Annotated in this window: 15 protein-coding genes and 1 pseudogene; 11 read left to right on the top strand and 5 right to left on the bottom strand. The window is 59.9% G+C overall.

Annotated elements, in window-relative coordinates; translation table 11 throughout:
- Positions 1 to 144: 4Fe-4S dicluster domain-containing protein (locus tag FHT75_RS28510; RefSeq protein ID WP_183845284.1), on the top strand; the 144-nt coding region annotated here is incomplete at its 5' end.
- A gap of 43 nt (positions 145 to 187) precedes the next feature.
- Positions 188 to 1,333 carry a CaiB/BaiF CoA transferase family protein gene (locus FHT75_RS28505; protein ID WP_029868070.1) on the top strand — a complete coding sequence of 382 codons (1,146 nt, stop codon included), beginning with the start codon at positions 188 to 190 and terminating at the stop codon, positions 1,331 to 1,333.
- A gap of 80 nt (positions 1,334 to 1,413) precedes the next feature.
- On the opposite strand, the gene FHT75_RS28500 is transcribed toward FHT75_RS28505, so the two are convergent.
- Positions 1,414 to 1,794 carry a DUF5086 family protein gene (locus tag FHT75_RS28500; protein WP_245294540.1) on the bottom strand — a complete coding sequence of 127 codons (381 nt, stop codon included), beginning with the start codon at positions 1,792 to 1,794 and terminating at the stop codon, positions 1,414 to 1,416.
- On the opposite strand from FHT75_RS28500, the gene FHT75_RS28495 reads away from it, so the two are divergent.
- The 5 genes from FHT75_RS28495 (at position 1,751) to FHT75_RS28475 (ending at position 3,517) form a co-directional block, all read left to right on the top strand.
- The gene (locus FHT75_RS28495; protein WP_165932276.1) at positions 1,751 to 2,068 is read left to right on the top strand and encodes a hypothetical protein; all 318 of its coding nucleotides are present in this window, start codon (positions 1,751 to 1,753) and stop codon (positions 2,066 to 2,068) included. The two genes, FHT75_RS28500 and FHT75_RS28495, sit on opposite strands and share 44 nt — an antisense overlap.
- Positions 2,065 to 2,355, top strand: a complete 291-nt coding sequence (locus tag FHT75_RS28490; RefSeq protein WP_029868068.1) for a hypothetical protein — start codon at positions 2,065 to 2,067, stop codon at positions 2,353 to 2,355. Before FHT75_RS28495 ends, FHT75_RS28490 begins: the two co-directional genes overlap by 4 nt.
- A 118-nt stretch (positions 2,356 to 2,473) precedes the next feature.
- Positions 2,474 to 2,722: a hypothetical protein gene (locus FHT75_RS28485; RefSeq protein ID WP_029868067.1), complete on the top strand. Its 249-nt coding sequence runs from the start codon at positions 2,474 to 2,476 to the stop codon at positions 2,720 to 2,722.
- 181 nt (positions 2,723 to 2,903) lie between these two features.
- On the top strand, positions 2,904 to 3,134 hold the full coding sequence (locus tag FHT75_RS28480) for a hypothetical protein (protein WP_028757534.1): 231 nt from the start codon (positions 2,904 to 2,906) through the stop codon (positions 3,132 to 3,134).
- Positions 3,135 to 3,256: 122 nt separating this feature from the next.
- A complete protein-coding gene (locus FHT75_RS28475; protein ID WP_029868066.1) occupies positions 3,257 to 3,517 on the top strand; it encodes a hypothetical protein in 261 nt (86 codons plus the stop codon).
- A 104-nt stretch (positions 3,518 to 3,621) separates the two neighbouring features.
- Here the strand turns inward: FHT75_RS28475 and FHT75_RS28470 are convergent, their stop codons facing one another.
- Together FHT75_RS28470 and FHT75_RS28465 are read right to left on the bottom strand one after the other, a co-directional pair.
- Positions 3,622 to 4,725, bottom strand: a complete 1,104-nt coding sequence (locus tag FHT75_RS28470) for a helix-turn-helix transcriptional regulator (RefSeq protein WP_029868065.1) — start codon at positions 4,723 to 4,725, stop codon at positions 3,622 to 3,624.
- A 163-nt stretch (positions 4,726 to 4,888) separates the two neighbouring features.
- Entirely contained in the window at positions 4,889 to 5,959 is a 1,071-nt protein-coding gene (locus tag FHT75_RS28465) for a LacI family DNA-binding transcriptional regulator (RefSeq protein ID WP_029868064.1), read from the bottom strand.
- A gap of 183 nt (positions 5,960 to 6,142) precedes the next feature.
- On the opposite strand from FHT75_RS28465, the gene FHT75_RS28460 reads away from it, so the two are divergent.
- The 3 genes from FHT75_RS28460 to FHT75_RS28450 all read left to right on the top strand — a co-directional run bounded on the left by FHT75_RS28460 (position 6,143) and on the right by FHT75_RS28450 (position 9,844).
- Positions 6,143 to 6,970: an ABC transporter substrate-binding protein gene (locus FHT75_RS28460; protein ID WP_028757530.1), complete on the top strand. Its 828-nt coding sequence runs from the start codon at positions 6,143 to 6,145 to the stop codon at positions 6,968 to 6,970.
- A 102-nt stretch (positions 6,971 to 7,072) separates the two neighbouring features.
- Positions 7,073 to 8,611: an amino acid ABC transporter permease/ATP-binding protein gene (locus tag FHT75_RS36305; protein ID WP_183845285.1), complete on the top strand. Its 1,539-nt coding sequence runs from the start codon at positions 7,073 to 7,075 to the stop codon at positions 8,609 to 8,611.
- Positions 8,612 to 8,707: 96 nt separating this feature from the next.
- The gene (locus FHT75_RS28450; protein WP_029868063.1) at positions 8,708 to 9,844 is read left to right on the top strand and encodes an NAD(P)/FAD-dependent oxidoreductase; all 1,137 of its coding nucleotides are present in this window, start codon (positions 8,708 to 8,710) and stop codon (positions 9,842 to 9,844) included.
- Positions 9,845 to 9,883: 39 nt separating this feature from the next.
- Here FHT75_RS28450 and FHT75_RS28445 read toward each other — a convergent pair whose 3' ends face one another.
- The gene (locus FHT75_RS28445; protein ID WP_183845286.1) at positions 9,884 to 12,391 is read right to left on the bottom strand and encodes a methyl-accepting chemotaxis protein; all 2,508 of its coding nucleotides are present in this window, start codon (positions 12,389 to 12,391) and stop codon (positions 9,884 to 9,886) included.
- Between the two features lie 425 nt (positions 12,392 to 12,816).
- Here FHT75_RS28445 and FHT75_RS28440 point away from each other — a divergent pair.
- Positions 12,817 to 13,337, top strand: a pseudogene (locus tag FHT75_RS28440) (hypothetical protein).
- 23 nt (positions 13,338 to 13,360) lie between these two features.
- On the opposite strand, the gene FHT75_RS28435 reads toward FHT75_RS28440, so the two are convergent.
- Positions 13,361 to 14,089 (bottom strand): endonuclease/exonuclease/phosphatase family protein, encoded by a 729-nt coding sequence (locus FHT75_RS28435; RefSeq protein ID WP_183845287.1) that lies wholly within the window; start codon positions 14,087 to 14,089, stop codon positions 13,361 to 13,363.
- Positions 14,090 to 14,223 lie beyond the last annotated feature (134 nt).

The raw sequence follows: 14,223 nt of genomic DNA, 5'->3' as shown, positions 1-14,223 counted from the left end.
GTGGAGAAGGACGGGCAGGATACCTTCGTCATCAACGCCCAGAACTGCGTGCACTGCAAGACCTGCGACATCAAGGACCCCAACCAGAACATCAACTGGGTGCCGCCGCAGGGCGGCGAGGGGCCGGTCTATCCGAATATGTAGTCCAACGATGATCTGCGGATTTAGGAACGATCAGGAGTTATCGATGCAGTTTCCGCTAGAGGGCGTTCGGGTCGTGGAGTTGGCGCGTATCCTGGCTGGTCCGTGGGCTGGACAGACACTTGCCGACCTGGGAGCGACCGTCATCAAGGTAGAAGGTCCGGATGGCGACGATACGCGCCGTTGGGGGCCTCCTTTCATCAAGGATGGCGATGACGTCGCTGCGGCCTATTTCCATAGCTGCAATCGCGGAAAACTGAGTATCACGGCGGATTTCAACTCTGTGGAAGACGTCGAAAAGGTTCGTGCACTGATCGCCAACGCGGATGTCGTCATCGAGAATTTCAAGGTAGGCGCCTTGAAGAAGTTCGGTCTTGATTACGAGAGCCTGAAGGCGATCAATTCGAAGCTGATCTACTGCTCGATTACCGGATTTGGCCAAACCGGTCCCTATGCCGGGCGCGCAGGATACGATTTTATCGTCCAGGGCATGGCGGGCATTATGGATTTGACCGGTGAACCAAGTCGGGAGCCGCAGAAGATTGGCGTGGCGTTCGGCGATATCTTCACAGGGCTCTATTCGGTGATCGCTATCCAGGCCGCTTTGATCCTCCGTAACAGCACAGGTGAGGGAGAGCATATCGATATGGCTCTGCTGGACAGCACGGTGGGCGTCTTGGCCAACCAGGCGATGAATTTCCTGGCCTCGGGAAAGGCACCAACGAGACTCGGCAATGCGCATCCCAACATCGCGCCATACCAGGTATTCCCGGTATCCGACGGCAATATCATTATCGCCTGCGGGAACGACAGTCAGTTCGCACGGGTGTGCGATATCCTTCGGCTATCCGCTGTGGCAGCCGATGTTCGTTTCAAAACGAACGCGGACAGAGTGCGTCATCGAGAGGAACTGACATCGGTGATGGAAGCGCGCACGAAGCTCTTCAACCGGACGGATTTGCTAGCCGACTTTGCGCGCGTGGGTGTTCCCGCCGGGCCGATCAACACCGTGGAAGATGTATTTTCGGATCCGCAAGTGCTGCATCGCCAGATGGCGGTGGAGAATGAAGGGATACCGGGCATCCGGACGCCTATCATCTTCTCGGAGACGATGCTGACCCGGCATCGTAAGTCGCCAAGGCTTGGCGAGCACAATGGCAAAGTGCGGTCAGACTGGTCTTCGACGGACTGATGCTTGCTAGCATCGCCGAACGTTCCTTTCGTTCATCCTCCCGCATTGATACGGCCATCCCTTCACCGTATCCACATGCATTATGGGCGCCTATTGCCTGCAGCCCCAACGCATTCAAGAATTGTCGTGCGGCAAACCCCGGTGTCCCGCTGGATGAGAGGTTGTGTGCGCCAGGCTCGGTGGGCGATCCGGAATTCGAGGTCCTTGTAAAAATAGGTCTTGGCCTTTTGTCTCAGACGGCTCCTGTCCAAAGCGTCTGCCGTTACGACAAGATGTGCGGCAAGCCGTTTGAATTGCCATGGCGGCGAACCTTGCTCCTTCTCGATCACCTCCACATGGTAATAGGGATCGTGATCGGCGGGATCCGGATGTTTGTAGACGGTGGCCCAACGAACTGTCCGTGGTGAAACGGAGAGAATGACCGTGGAAACATCCGTGGATTTCACCGGTTCGGCACGCATGAAGACCGGTGCGGCCAATATCGTCGCGACAGCCAGAAGGATGGTTCCAGGAACTATTCGCATGGGTAAACAGCGTTCCATCCAAGAGTTAAATCACTGCCACGCTTTGAATGAATTTTTAATGCCGCCTTTTTCTGAAAAATTCAACGCCAACACGAGGGATGGACGACTGCGTTTGCTCCGACCGATTCTGGAACAATGTCTATCGTCCCCTGTTACATTGACGATAAAACGAGTGCTGCGTGAAGGACGAAGCAGTTGGAGGGCTCGATGAAGCGGAGCATAGGATTTGGGTTGATACTTGCCGTTGTGCTGACAGGCTGCACCACCGGCGCAGGCAATTATTCGTCGGCGGGGCTGGCCCCCATTCCCGGCAGCATCACCTATAATGGTCAACCGCGCACGAAGTTGACGAAGTCGCCCGTCGGCTCTTCCTTCCCGCATACCTTCACAGATCAATGGGGACGCCAGGTCGAGGAGATCTACATCATCCGGCCCGACCGGAGCTTGCTGATCGCCGAGCGCCACTACCGGCCGGTCTTTTCGCTCGACGACGACTAGGCGCGGCGTCAGTCGAGCACTCTCTACGACACGATCCGAGGCCGCGTCTGACAAGATTTCAGGATTGTCAGCATCGCGATTATGGCCGACGCTCCGTTATCGAAGCGAGGGGATGTGCATGGTCGATATTATTATCCGAAGCGCTCTTGATATCGTTGGGCGGACTGAGCGGCTTATCGAAGCAATGAGGCGAATGCTCCAGAGCAAAGGTCTTGACGAAGTCGAGGTCTACGAGCTCGATTATGAGATCGAGCGGCTCGGGGACATGGTTTTCAACATGGACGAAGCTGTTCGATCGCTGGCACGCACGGTCGAAGGCTGGCCGCAGCCGGTTCTTGCACACGAGATCCGCAGGACATTGCATTGACGGCTGATCGCCGCTTTTGCAACTGACGTGTCACGAAGTCGGTCTTGAGTTGGGAATGTCGATTCTGCGTGTCACGCCGATGTCACGCGACCGTCGCAGCAATATGTGCTTGATAGGCGTCGTTAGGCTCGGGTTAAGGCACGGTCGGGCCAAAATGCTATTGTTTCGCGGGGGCGTCGCAATGACCTTGAAGACTTCGGGGCGAAAATCACAGCCCCACGAATTTATCTTTCCGGTTCACACGCGCACGATCGCAGAGATCAGGTACAATAGTCTCAGCCGCGTGATGACGGTGGTCTATCACGACGGTCGCTCGTGCACGACGTCAGGCATACAAGGTCCCGCCATGCTGCGGATCCTCGCCCAGCAGCCATTGGAGCGCTCTCCGTTTCTGTTGCAGACGGTGATCTGACGCAGAGGCGTCGTCGGCCCTTGTCGCGCCGCGGGTGTTCGCTTGTTAAATCAGCGCGGTTATGCATCCATTTCGCGCGGGCTGCGTTCATCTCCAACAGCCAATCCATGGAGGGAATGCCGATGACCTTTCCACCACCGAAGGCCGAAGCTCCTGCGCAGCGCTTCGAAGAGGCGACCGCCGCTGCGCGCGAGGCTTTAGAAAGGCTGATTGCAGCCGCCAATGAAGCCGGATGGGGCACCGAAGAGATAACCTCAGCGCTCCTGAAGGCTGCGCAGTTTCTGAGCGACGCCAACAAGAGAGATCCCGATCCGGCCGACGATCCCGCCATCAGCGACGAACCTGCCAGGGCACAGATCGGTCGTGGTGAGCTCTACGATTGATGCATGTCGCCCAAAAGCGTGCAGCGGTTTTGGGCAACGACATGCATGAAAACAAAGATCTAAACGGGTTGGTTTTCTGCTCGAACTGACCGCCGCGTCGATGCTCAGCGCATGAGCAGGGCCACCAAACCAACCTGGGAATTGACCCCGAGCTTGGAATAAATGTTTCTGAGATGAGTCCGGACAGTTTCGTAGCTGATGTGATCGGCTACGGCCACTTCCTTTGGAGAACGGCCTGAGGCAATGCTGGATGCGATCCGGATTTCCGTCGCAGTCAGTTTGTATGTTTCCATCAGGAAGTCTCGCCGCTCATTGAATGGTGTCGTGATCATCGGCTCGATGATCACGGCCACGGTCGGCCCCTCCAGGAATTCGGTGAACGCGTCGGACTGCAGTCGGACGAGGGTGATGCGGTAATTGGCCTTGTTCTTCCCCTTTACAATCGCCGTATGCGGCTTTGTTTGCACACCCTTTCTGGACGTCAGGAAATCGAGAACGGCAGCTGATGTCTCGCATTGAAGTGCGAGCCTGCCATCCGGCGCGATATGCACAGGGAAGCCAGCTTCCACGAACGCTTCCGCACTCCTATTCCATTGGCGTGCTCGCCCTTGCTCGGAAACGTAGATCAGTCCGGCGCCGATACTATCAAACAGGGTTTGCGTTGCCTGTTTTTCCGGTGCCAGCAGATCGCGCTTCCGAATGAAGTCGAAAGCCCTTTTCAAATGCGGCGCGAGGATCGTGTAGCGCCCGGTTGCCGCTTTGTTGAAATCGGGGTCTGCCGACGACGTGCAGGTCGACAGAACGAAGGTGCGGGTTTCCTCCCGGATGATGGAGACACCGATGCTGGTCTCGCAGCCGGCCTGCCCCTTCAGCCAATCGTTGTAGAATTCCGATTTGAGCAAGTCTTTGCGTGGAAAGATTTCGTCTCCACAGACACCCTGGCCGACGGGCACGACGCTCAATCTCGGAATCCAAGGGTTCACCGAGGCAAAGTGGCTGCTGAACTGGTCGACCTCGGTCCTCGAGAAGCCCGATACGTAAGGAACATGAGCAATAGGCGAGGCCAGATCGTGGTAATGGAGTGCAGCTTTTCCATTGGGCGAAGTTTCCGCAACTCGATCCAGAAAATCTTGCCAGTTGCACTCACCGAAGAGACTTCCATAGATCAAATCTATCAGCTCAGATGAAACCTCATTTGACTGGAGCATGATCTTTCTGAAAATCCCATGACGAGTATTTTCAGTATTAAATAACGTAGGCCAGGCAAAGACAACAGGAACTATATGCAATAACAAATCGGTGGCCATCGATACAACACGGCCGATCACAATGCTGCTGTGCGACCGATTGATTCCGCCTGGATCTGCGGTCTCACCGGCCGATCGTCGCGACGGAGCCGCGTACGACAAGGCGCGTACTGACGCGCAGACGTTCGACGGCAAGAGGCGTGCGTTCGATGCGGGCGACCAGACGTTCGCTCGCGAGCTTGCCCATCTCGTAGACGCGCTGGTCGATGATGGTGATCGGTGGAACGGTGACGCTGGTCCAGTCGGCATCCAGGAAGCAGATCATCGACACGTCGCTCGGGATTGACAGGCCGAGCGACTGCAGCGACTTGAAGATGCGCAAGCCGACGAGGCTGTCGGATGCCAAGAGTGCAGTTGGCGATGATCCCTCCGAGACCAGGCGTTTGATCACGCCGTCCGTCTGTTGCTGGTCGGTGGCGCCGAGCCTGACATAATGAAGAGGGTTCGGCAGGCCCGCCTCGGTCAGGACGCTCACGAAGCCTTCCACGCGTTCGCGCACGGCGGAATTCGATATTCGCCCGACATCGGTGAGCCCGCCGCCTTCGGCATCCATGGCGGAGACGTAGGCGAGGCGGCGATGCCCTTGCCCGATCAGATACCGGGTCGCGGTGACTGCCGCATCCTGGTCGTCCCCGGTCACGGCGTCGACATCGAGTTCCGGAATGGCCCGGTCGAACAGGACCAGCGGCACGCCGGCGCGGCGGATATCTCGGAGGTGATCGATGTTGTCGCAGCGAGCGGGCGTGACGATCAGACCATCGACGCGTTTGCCGATCAGAAGGTCGACGGCCGATTTTTCCGCATCCAGCTGTTCGCCCGAATTCGCGATGATGACGTTGAAGCCCGCAAGCCGGGCAGCATCGCTGATGCCGCGCACCGCCAGGCTGAAGAAAGCGTTCTCGATATCGCCGACCACGACCCCGATGATGCCGGATCTTCCGGTGCTCATGCTCCGGGCGAGCTCGTTCGGGCGGTATTCGAGCGCGGCTGCCGCCGCCATGACCTGATCCGTGATCTTGGCGCTGACCACGCCGTAGCCGCCGAGCACGCGGGCGGCCGTCGCCTTCGAGACCTTTGCGGCCTTCGCGACATCGGCGACCGTGACTGAACGTTTCGAATGAGCGGAATCTTCCATGAGCCGAGGACTACAAGAGTTGTTGACGGCCGGTCAATTGACGGATATCAAATATGTTGTGAGACCGGTCTCTTTATACAGGAGACCGGTGTCTTGTCCAGAAGACTCTGCCGCACTATGCGACGGGGGCGGGGCGACGCGACAATGCCGACAAGAGCATTCCTTTCAGAGCGGAGAACGAACATGAAGCCTTTTGAATCATTTGCGGCCACCCTCGCCCCATTGCGGGCCGGCCTTTTGACATGCCTTCTTGCAGTGGGTGCAGGATCCGCGGCGGCGGCTGACAATCCCTATAAGCTAATCGAGCCCGGGGTGATCAGCGTTGGCACGATGGGCGATTCCAAGCCCTATACGTTTGCGACGGCGGACGGCCAGTTCACGGGTTTCGATATCGAGCTGTTTCTCAACGTCGTCTCCCGCCTCGGTTTTCCAAAGGACAAGGTGACGTTCACGGGCCAGGAATTTTCAGCCCTTCTGCCGTCGGTCGCTAACGAACGGTTCGATGTTGCCGTTGCGGCGATCGGAACCACCGAAGCCCGCAAGAAGACGGTCGACTTTTCCGACGGCTATCTTGCCGGTTATCTCTCTGTCTTGACTGCGGATGCCGCCATCAAGGATGCCAGTGGCCTCAAGGGCAAGCGTCTCGGCGTCGTGCAGGGGACCTTGCAGGAAGTCTATGCGGCCAAGAATTTCGGTGAGACCGATCTGGTGAAATTCCCCGACAACAATTCCGCCGTGGCCGCCCTCAACAACGGAACGATCGATGCGCACTTTCTCGACTACGAGGCCGCCAAGCAATATGGCGAGCGCTATCCCGCGCTGAAGGTTGCTGTAAACATCCCGTCCTTCGATGCGCCGGCGGGCTTCGTGGTCAAGAAGGGAAATGATGCCTTTCGGACGGCGCTGAACGGCGCGCTTCACGACGCGATGCAGGATGGCACCTGGAAGTCCCTTTATGAAAAGTGGTTTCCCGGCTCGCCCATGCCGGACCAGTATCTTCCCAAGAAGTAAGGCCGCAGGCCGGCCGTTCAGAGCGGACGGCTGACAAATGGCGCTGCCGATCGCAGCCTGCGAGCGGCAGCGTGCCCGGCAAGGGCTCCAATGGGGATCTCGATGAACTGGCTTGAAAATCTGCGCCGCAGCTTCCTCGACTGGGATGCCATGGCGGAAGTGCTGCCGAGCATGATCAGCGTCGGCCTGAAAAACACGTTGATCCTGGCCGCTGCCTCGACCGTGCTCGGCGTCGTCATCGGCATGGTTCTTGCCGTGATGGGCATCTCGCAGTCCCGCTGGCTGCGGCTGCCGGCACGCCTCTATACCGATGTTTTCCGCGGGCTGCCGGCGATCGTCACGATCCTGATCATCGGTCAGGGTTTTGCCCGGATCGGCCGGGAGATCTTCGGTCCGTCGCCATTTCCGCTCGGCATCCTGGCGCTCAGCCTGATCGCCGGTGCTTATATCGGCGAAATCTTCCGGTCGGGGATCCAAAGCGTCGAGCGCGGTCAGATGGAAGCCTGTCGGGCGCTCAGCATGAGCTACGGGCAGGGCATGCGCCTGATCGTCATCCCGCAGGGCATCAGGCGCGTTCTGCCGGCGCTGGTCAACCAGTTCATCGGAAACGTCAAGGATTCCAGCCTTGTCTATTTCCTCGGATTGCTCGCCTCCGAGCGGGAGATCTTCCGTGTCGGGCAGGATCAGGCCGTCGTCACAGGTAATCTGTCGCCGCTGCTGCTAGCGGGTGTTTTCTACCTTGTCATCACCGTGCCGCTGACCCACTTCGTCAATTATATCGATGCGCGACTGCGCCTGGGAAAACAAGGCCACGGCCCCGGCACGGCAAGTGGGCTGCTCGAGGTGAGCGAGTTGCAGGCCGCTGCCGGTCCGCAGTCCGCGGCCAAATCTGTCGAGGAGATGGAACCGCGCTTCAAGGGTGGGGCCCTCAATATCCGGGACCTGACCATGGCCTATGGCCATCTCGACGTCCTGAAGGGGGTCGATCTCGACATTGCCGCCGGGACCGTCACCTGCATCATCGGCCCCTCCGGCTCGGGAAAATCGACGCTGTTGCGCTGCATGAACAGGCTTGTCGAACCGAAAGGCGGTGACATCCTGCTCGATGGCGAAAGCATCCTGGCGATGAAGCCGGAGAGGCTGCGCCGGCGTGTCGGCATGGTGTTCCAGCACTTCAACCTGTTTCCCGATCACACGGCGTTTGAAAACGTCATGCTTTCGCTGACGAAGATCAAAAAGATGCCGAGACAGGAGGCGCGACGCATCGCCGAGGCGCGTTTGGCCGAGGTCGGTCTCGCAGAGCGCAAGGATCATCGCCCGGCAGGTCTATCGGGCGGGCAGCAGCAGCGCGTCGCCATCGCGCGTGCGCTTGCCATGGATCCGGAACTCATCCTGTTCGACGAAGTAACCAGTGCGCTCGATCCCGAACTGGTGAAGGGCATTCTCGACCTGATGGCCGCTCTCGGCCGCCAGGGCATGACGATGGCCGTGGTGACGCACGAGATGGGATTTGCCCGCAGGGTGGCTGACCAGGTCGTCTTCATGGATGAGGGCCGCATCGTCGAAGCCGGCTGCCCGGAGCAGATATTCGACAATCCCCAAAGTGAGCGATTGAAGCGCTTCCTTGCCGAGGTCCTGTAAAGCGCCCGAGGCAAGGCATGGGCGCCGGTCTTCCGCACGCCGGATGCACCGGATTTTTCACCCGATGTAGAAAGAGCAGGAAACAAGGTTATCGACATGAATGCTTCCACCAAACCCGTGAAGGTCATCGTCATCGGCGGCGGGATCTTTGGCGTCTCGACGGCCGTTCATCTGGCGCGGCTCGGGGTCCGCACCGTGCTCGTCAATGACGGCCCGCTTGCCAACGGTGCCTCCGGCCGTTCGCTTGCCTGGCTCAACTCGGCGCGTAAACGCTCCGATGCCTATCACCGGCTGCGTTTGGCCGGCATAGATCGCTATCGCACCCTGGCCGCCCGATATCCCAATGCGCCGTGGCTGCGTTTCGACGGCGGCCTGACATGGGATGCGGACGATGCCGGCAACGAGATCGCCGAGATCTTCGACTATGAGCGCGATCGCGGCTATCACGCGCAATGGCTCGCCCGGGAAGGAATTGCCGGGACGACGCCAGGTGTCGACGCAAGCGCCGTGACGCCGCAAGGCGCGATCTTCAACCCCGGGGAGGGCTGGATCGATCTTCCGTCCTTGATCGCCACACTCGCGGAAGAGTTCCGCTCGCTGGGCGGTGAGATCATTACCGATGCCGGGCGCGCGACGGTCGATGTCGAAGGCGGGCGGGCCTGCGGCGTGATCACGGCCGACGGCATCCGCCGCGATGCAGATGCCGTGCTGCTTGCTGCGGGCGGCGATGTTCCCGCAATCGTGGCCGAGGCCGGCCAGCTTATCGAGGATGCAACGCCTGTCGCCCTTCTCGTCAGGACCAAACCGATCCGCCACCCGCTGAAGGCCGTACTCAATACCCCCCGCATTGCCATCCGGCCGACGCCCAGCGGCGGCTTTGCGCTCGATTCCGCCTGGTCCGAGGAAGAGGTGAGCGTGAAGCCTGACGGCAGCTACGAAGTCAGGCAATCGACGCTGGACGGGCTGCTGCGCGAGGCCTCAAGGGTTCTCGAAGGCAATCCGAGACTGGAGATCGAAGATTATGGGGTCGGGCCGAAGCCTATCCCGGGCGATGGCGAGCCGGTCTTCGGCGAGCTGTCGTCAATCCCTGGCTACTTCGTTGCCTTCAGCCATAGCGGCGCCACCCTCGGCCTGATTGCCGGCGAATTGCTGGCGGACGAAATCGTCACTGGGCGCCGCCATCCACTGCTGGCGGAGTTTCGGCCGGAGCGTTTCAGCGCGTCGCGACAGTGAAGGTCGCGAAGCTCGAGCCGCTGGCCGGGGGTGACGGTTCTATGCCGCAGCGGTTCGACGAAGCGTGTCCGTTTCCGCCAATTGGAACTGATCGATCAATTGGAGGAGTATCCTCGTCTCGTCGGCAAGTTCCTTCGTCGCCGCGCTGGTTTCCTCGACCATGGCCGCGTTCTGCTGCGTCATCTGGTCCATCCGGTTGACGGAAGAATTCACTTCATGAAGGGCGTTATACTGCTCTCTGCTCGAGCGGGCGATCACGTCCATCTGCTCGGAGGCTGTGACCACTTTCGCCGAAATGCTTTCGAGGACTTCGCTCGTTTCGCGCACGACACGCGCTCCATTGGCAATCTCCGTCTGCGAACGTCCGATGAGCTGTTTGATCCTTTGGCCGGCCTCCGCGGAGCGCTGGGCGAGCTCGCGCACTTCCTGGGCCACGACCGCAAAGCCCTTTCCGGCCTCGCCGGCGCGGGCCGCTTCGATGCCGGCGTTGAGCGCAAGCAGGTTCGTCTGAAACGCGATTTCGTCGATGACGCCGATGATTTGAACGATCTCGTCGGACGCCGCTTCGATCTTGCTCATCGCATCGATAGCACTGGCGACGACCTGGGATGACGAATCGGCCGCCTGTTTGGTGTCGGTGATGATCTGATGGGCGTCATCGGCGCAGGCTGCAGACGAACGAACCGTCGTGGTGATTTCTTCGATGGCTGCTGCAATCTCCTCGAGTGCGACGGCCTGTTGTTCCGTGCGCCTTGCTAGATCGCCCGCGGCGAGATCCATTTGGCCGGCATTGCCTTCGATCATCCGGGTGTTCGTGCGGATCTGGTCGATCGTTTCCTGCAGCCGCAGCAGCGACGCGTTGAAATCGTTGCGAAGCTGCTCCAACCGTCCGAAGAAGGGTGTCGCGATCGTTTGCGAAATGTCGCCCTGCGCCAGTCGACCGAGACCCTGCGCCAGTGCCGTCACCGCGAAGTCTATCTGCTCTTCGACCGCGCGTTTTTCCTCATCGTTTCGATGCCTTTCCTCTTCGGCCTTTGATCGCTCGATCTCGCTGCGCTCCTCGATCTCGACCTTGGCGATGGCATTGTTCTTGAATACGCCGAGCGCGCGGGCCATATCGCCGATTTCGTCGGCCCGGCGCTCGCCAACGATTGATGTTTCGAGCTTGCCATCCGCCAGGCGCCTCATGGCCGAGGTGATCTGATTGATCGGGCCCTTGAGCGTCACGGTCAGCCCGACGCCTGCGAGGATCGCGATCACCACGCCGAGGATCGTCGTGCCGAGAGACATCGAGTTGGCGTCCGTGCGTTCCTCGGCCGCGTTCTGCCGCTGCATTTCGGCGAAAGCCGTCAGTTGAGACCACATCCCGTCCACGTCGGCGGCGGCCGAACGGAATTCCTCCTGGCGCTGTGCGCTGATGTGGACGAGGTCGGCGGCAGCCTCCTGCATCTTGTCCAGCGCCGGCAGAAGCTTCGATCTGAGTTTGTCGAACTGCGCAACGCTGCCGGCGTTGGAAATCAGCATGTCCAGGCCTTTCCTGACAGCGGTAATTTCCTGCGAGAGTCTCTGAAGATTGGCGTCCGTCGGCGCGAGCGTCAGTTTGGCCATGACGATCTGGATCACATAAGCCGAAGTGATCAGTTTCTGGCCGTCTCTCTGGCTGGTCTTGGCGCGCTCGACCGGCTTGGCAATCTCGGCCGCCTTTTCCGTTGCCGCCTTCACCCGCCGTGCGGCGGCCGCCTGCAATTCAGGCAGTCTGCCGACGATCTGGCCCATCGCATTGCTGAGGCCGGCTGCGCGTTCCTCGGTTTGACCGGTGGCCTCGACAAGCGGCTTCAAGGAAACAATGGCGTCGTCGATCGCCTTTTTGGCCCCCGGCGCTTCGCCGGCCAGCGCCATCGCCAGGACCCGCTGCTGCCGGCCGAGTTCTTCCATGTCAGGCCCGCCGATACCGGCGGCGGCTTGAACCTTGTCGTTAAACGCCTGGGCGAAGGATAAGAAATCGGAAATACGCTGCGCATCGCCCAGCATGTTGCGTGCTTCGTCCTCCTGGCTGTCGGCAGCCCGCTGAAGAACCTTGGTACCTTCGACGATATCCGTCTGGGACGACACGACGACGCTCAATGCCTTCTGAAGATCGATGAGCAGCGCCGCCCGGTTCTCCTGAAGTCGCCAGAGCGAATCCATGCGGGTTGAAATTCCGTCGATGGAGGATTGCGCCTGCTCGAGTTCCTGCTGACCGCTGCGATCGGCGGCGAGCTTATCGATGCCGGCTTTCAGAAGGGTGCGTTGATCGGCAAGTTTTCGGGTGACGACATCCCGGTTTTCTTGCGTGGCATTGGCGAGGAACTCGCCCATCGCGGCCGACAAATCCCGAAAGCCGCTCAAGGACTGCAGGACGGAATTGGAAATATCCATCCGCCCCTGGAGCAGGCTCGACGCATAAAAACCTGTCGCGCCCACGGCCATGATGCTCAAGACGAACGGAATGATGAACACCATCACCTGCGTCTGGATTCGAACGCGTGACAATAGCCTTCCCAACATGAGTCCCTCCTCGGCTCACAGCGTCTCGTTACGGCGCCGGGCGCAGGGGCTGTTGCAGTTCGCCCCCGTCGAGTGAAAATCCTCTTCCGCCTGAGGCGGTCGCCGCACAGGTTTGCTCGCAACCAGCGGCCGTTCGCCCCTTCCTCTTGACCTTCCGAAATTCCTGGATCCGTCGGAAGGAAATGCCTGAAGAAGAACAATCAATCTCGGGTGAAGATGCCGATCCCCTCGAACCGGTTCTGCACATAATCCCTGCCGGACGCATGACGCATCAGTGGAATAGATATTTCATACTGCACGACTCATGAAATATTCGTTTCAATATTCGCTGAAACCAGCATTTTGTCTAGCCTGGGAAGCGGCGGCCGATGCATCCTTCTGAGCCGTCAGACGTTCTATCGCCAGGAAACAACTGGAGACGCATCATGTTGAAGGACGAACGCGGAGAGATCGGCACAAATAGGGGTATGCCCGGCGGTGCCGGCACCGCACCCGCGGCTTTCGAAGAAGCCACCATCAATCCCGATCTCATCAGACGTGAGGGTTTCGCGAGCGAGGCCGACTATCGGGCGTATATTGCAACACTCGGTGGTCATGTTCCGGTTGGCGACATCGTCGAGGAACCGCTCCTGGTCTCTGATGGTGATGTCTCCGATGGTCATGCCCTGGAAGGCCGCTTGCGAGAACTGAGAGAAGAGATCGAAAACCTCCGCGCGCGCCTTCACGTGATCCAGCATCAGGCTGCGACCGTCGTTGCGGAGAACGTCCGTTGGGCCGATGCAAGCGCCCATGCACAGCTCGGCAATCAGCCCTGGCTCAAGCTGGCAGGCGCGATGGCGGCGGCATTTGTCGTTACGCGGGGCATCCGGCGGCTGCCTCTGGGAGCCGTGGCGACGACGGCGGTGCCGTTGGTGCGGCGGCGATGAACCGGAAGTTCGCCAGGTGACGTCTGTCAGCGTCGACGACTGATCACGCGAAACCGATTTCCGCTAGCAGAGGCAGGTGGTCGGAGGCGACTCTTGTCAGCCGGTTTTCCAGGACCGCCGCCTGTTTGACGATGAGATCCTCGGTGACGAAGATGTGGTCGAGGCGCATCAGCGGGTAGCGGGATGGAAAAGTCGCTCTCGGCGCGTTGCTGCCTGCGAACTGGGCGTCCTTTAATGAGCGCGCGGCAAGTCGGTAAGTCGCCGACGACGGAATGGCGTTGAAATCGCCGCAAAGAATGCTGGGAAGCGCTTCGTCCGCCGTGCCGCGCAGCCAGCCGGAATTCAGCAGTGTCGTCATCTGCCGGATACGCTCGCGGCCGCGAAGGCCGAGATGGGTGTTGACGACCAGCAGTTTTCGGTCGCCGACCAGTATTTCGGCGGACAGCGCTCCGCGCTGTTCGCCGATGGATGGCAGCGGGCCGGCCTTGACCGCGCCTGTCGGCAGCGCGGTGATGATCGCGTCGCCATATTGCTCCTCGGCAACCGACAGCGCCGGATGGAAATGCGCCTGCATCTTCAGCAGCGAGGCAATCATATGGGCCTGGTCGACGCCGCCGGTCCTGCGCCTGAGGACATCGACCTCCTGAAGCGCGACGATATCGGCCCCGGCCTCGGCGATGACGGAAGCGATGCGGCCGGGATCGAGCTTCCGGTCGCTGCCGATACAGCTGTGCACGTTATAGGTCAGAAGTTTGATCGATTTATCCGGCATTGGCCCCGCTGAAAAGCTTGTTCCCTCCGGGAGAGCACGGAACTCGTTCCTCCCCAGGGACAACATAGAACGTGTTCTCCCTGGGGAACACAGAACTCGTTTGATCGTTCCAGATCATCGAGCCGCCGCGCTCG

The organism is Rhizobium sp. BK112, from assembly GCF_014193215.1.
Taxonomy (GTDB): domain Bacteria; phylum Pseudomonadota; class Alphaproteobacteria; order Rhizobiales; family Rhizobiaceae; genus Rhizobium; species Rhizobium anhuiense.
This window is presented reverse-complemented; position numbering and strand designations above follow the sequence as displayed.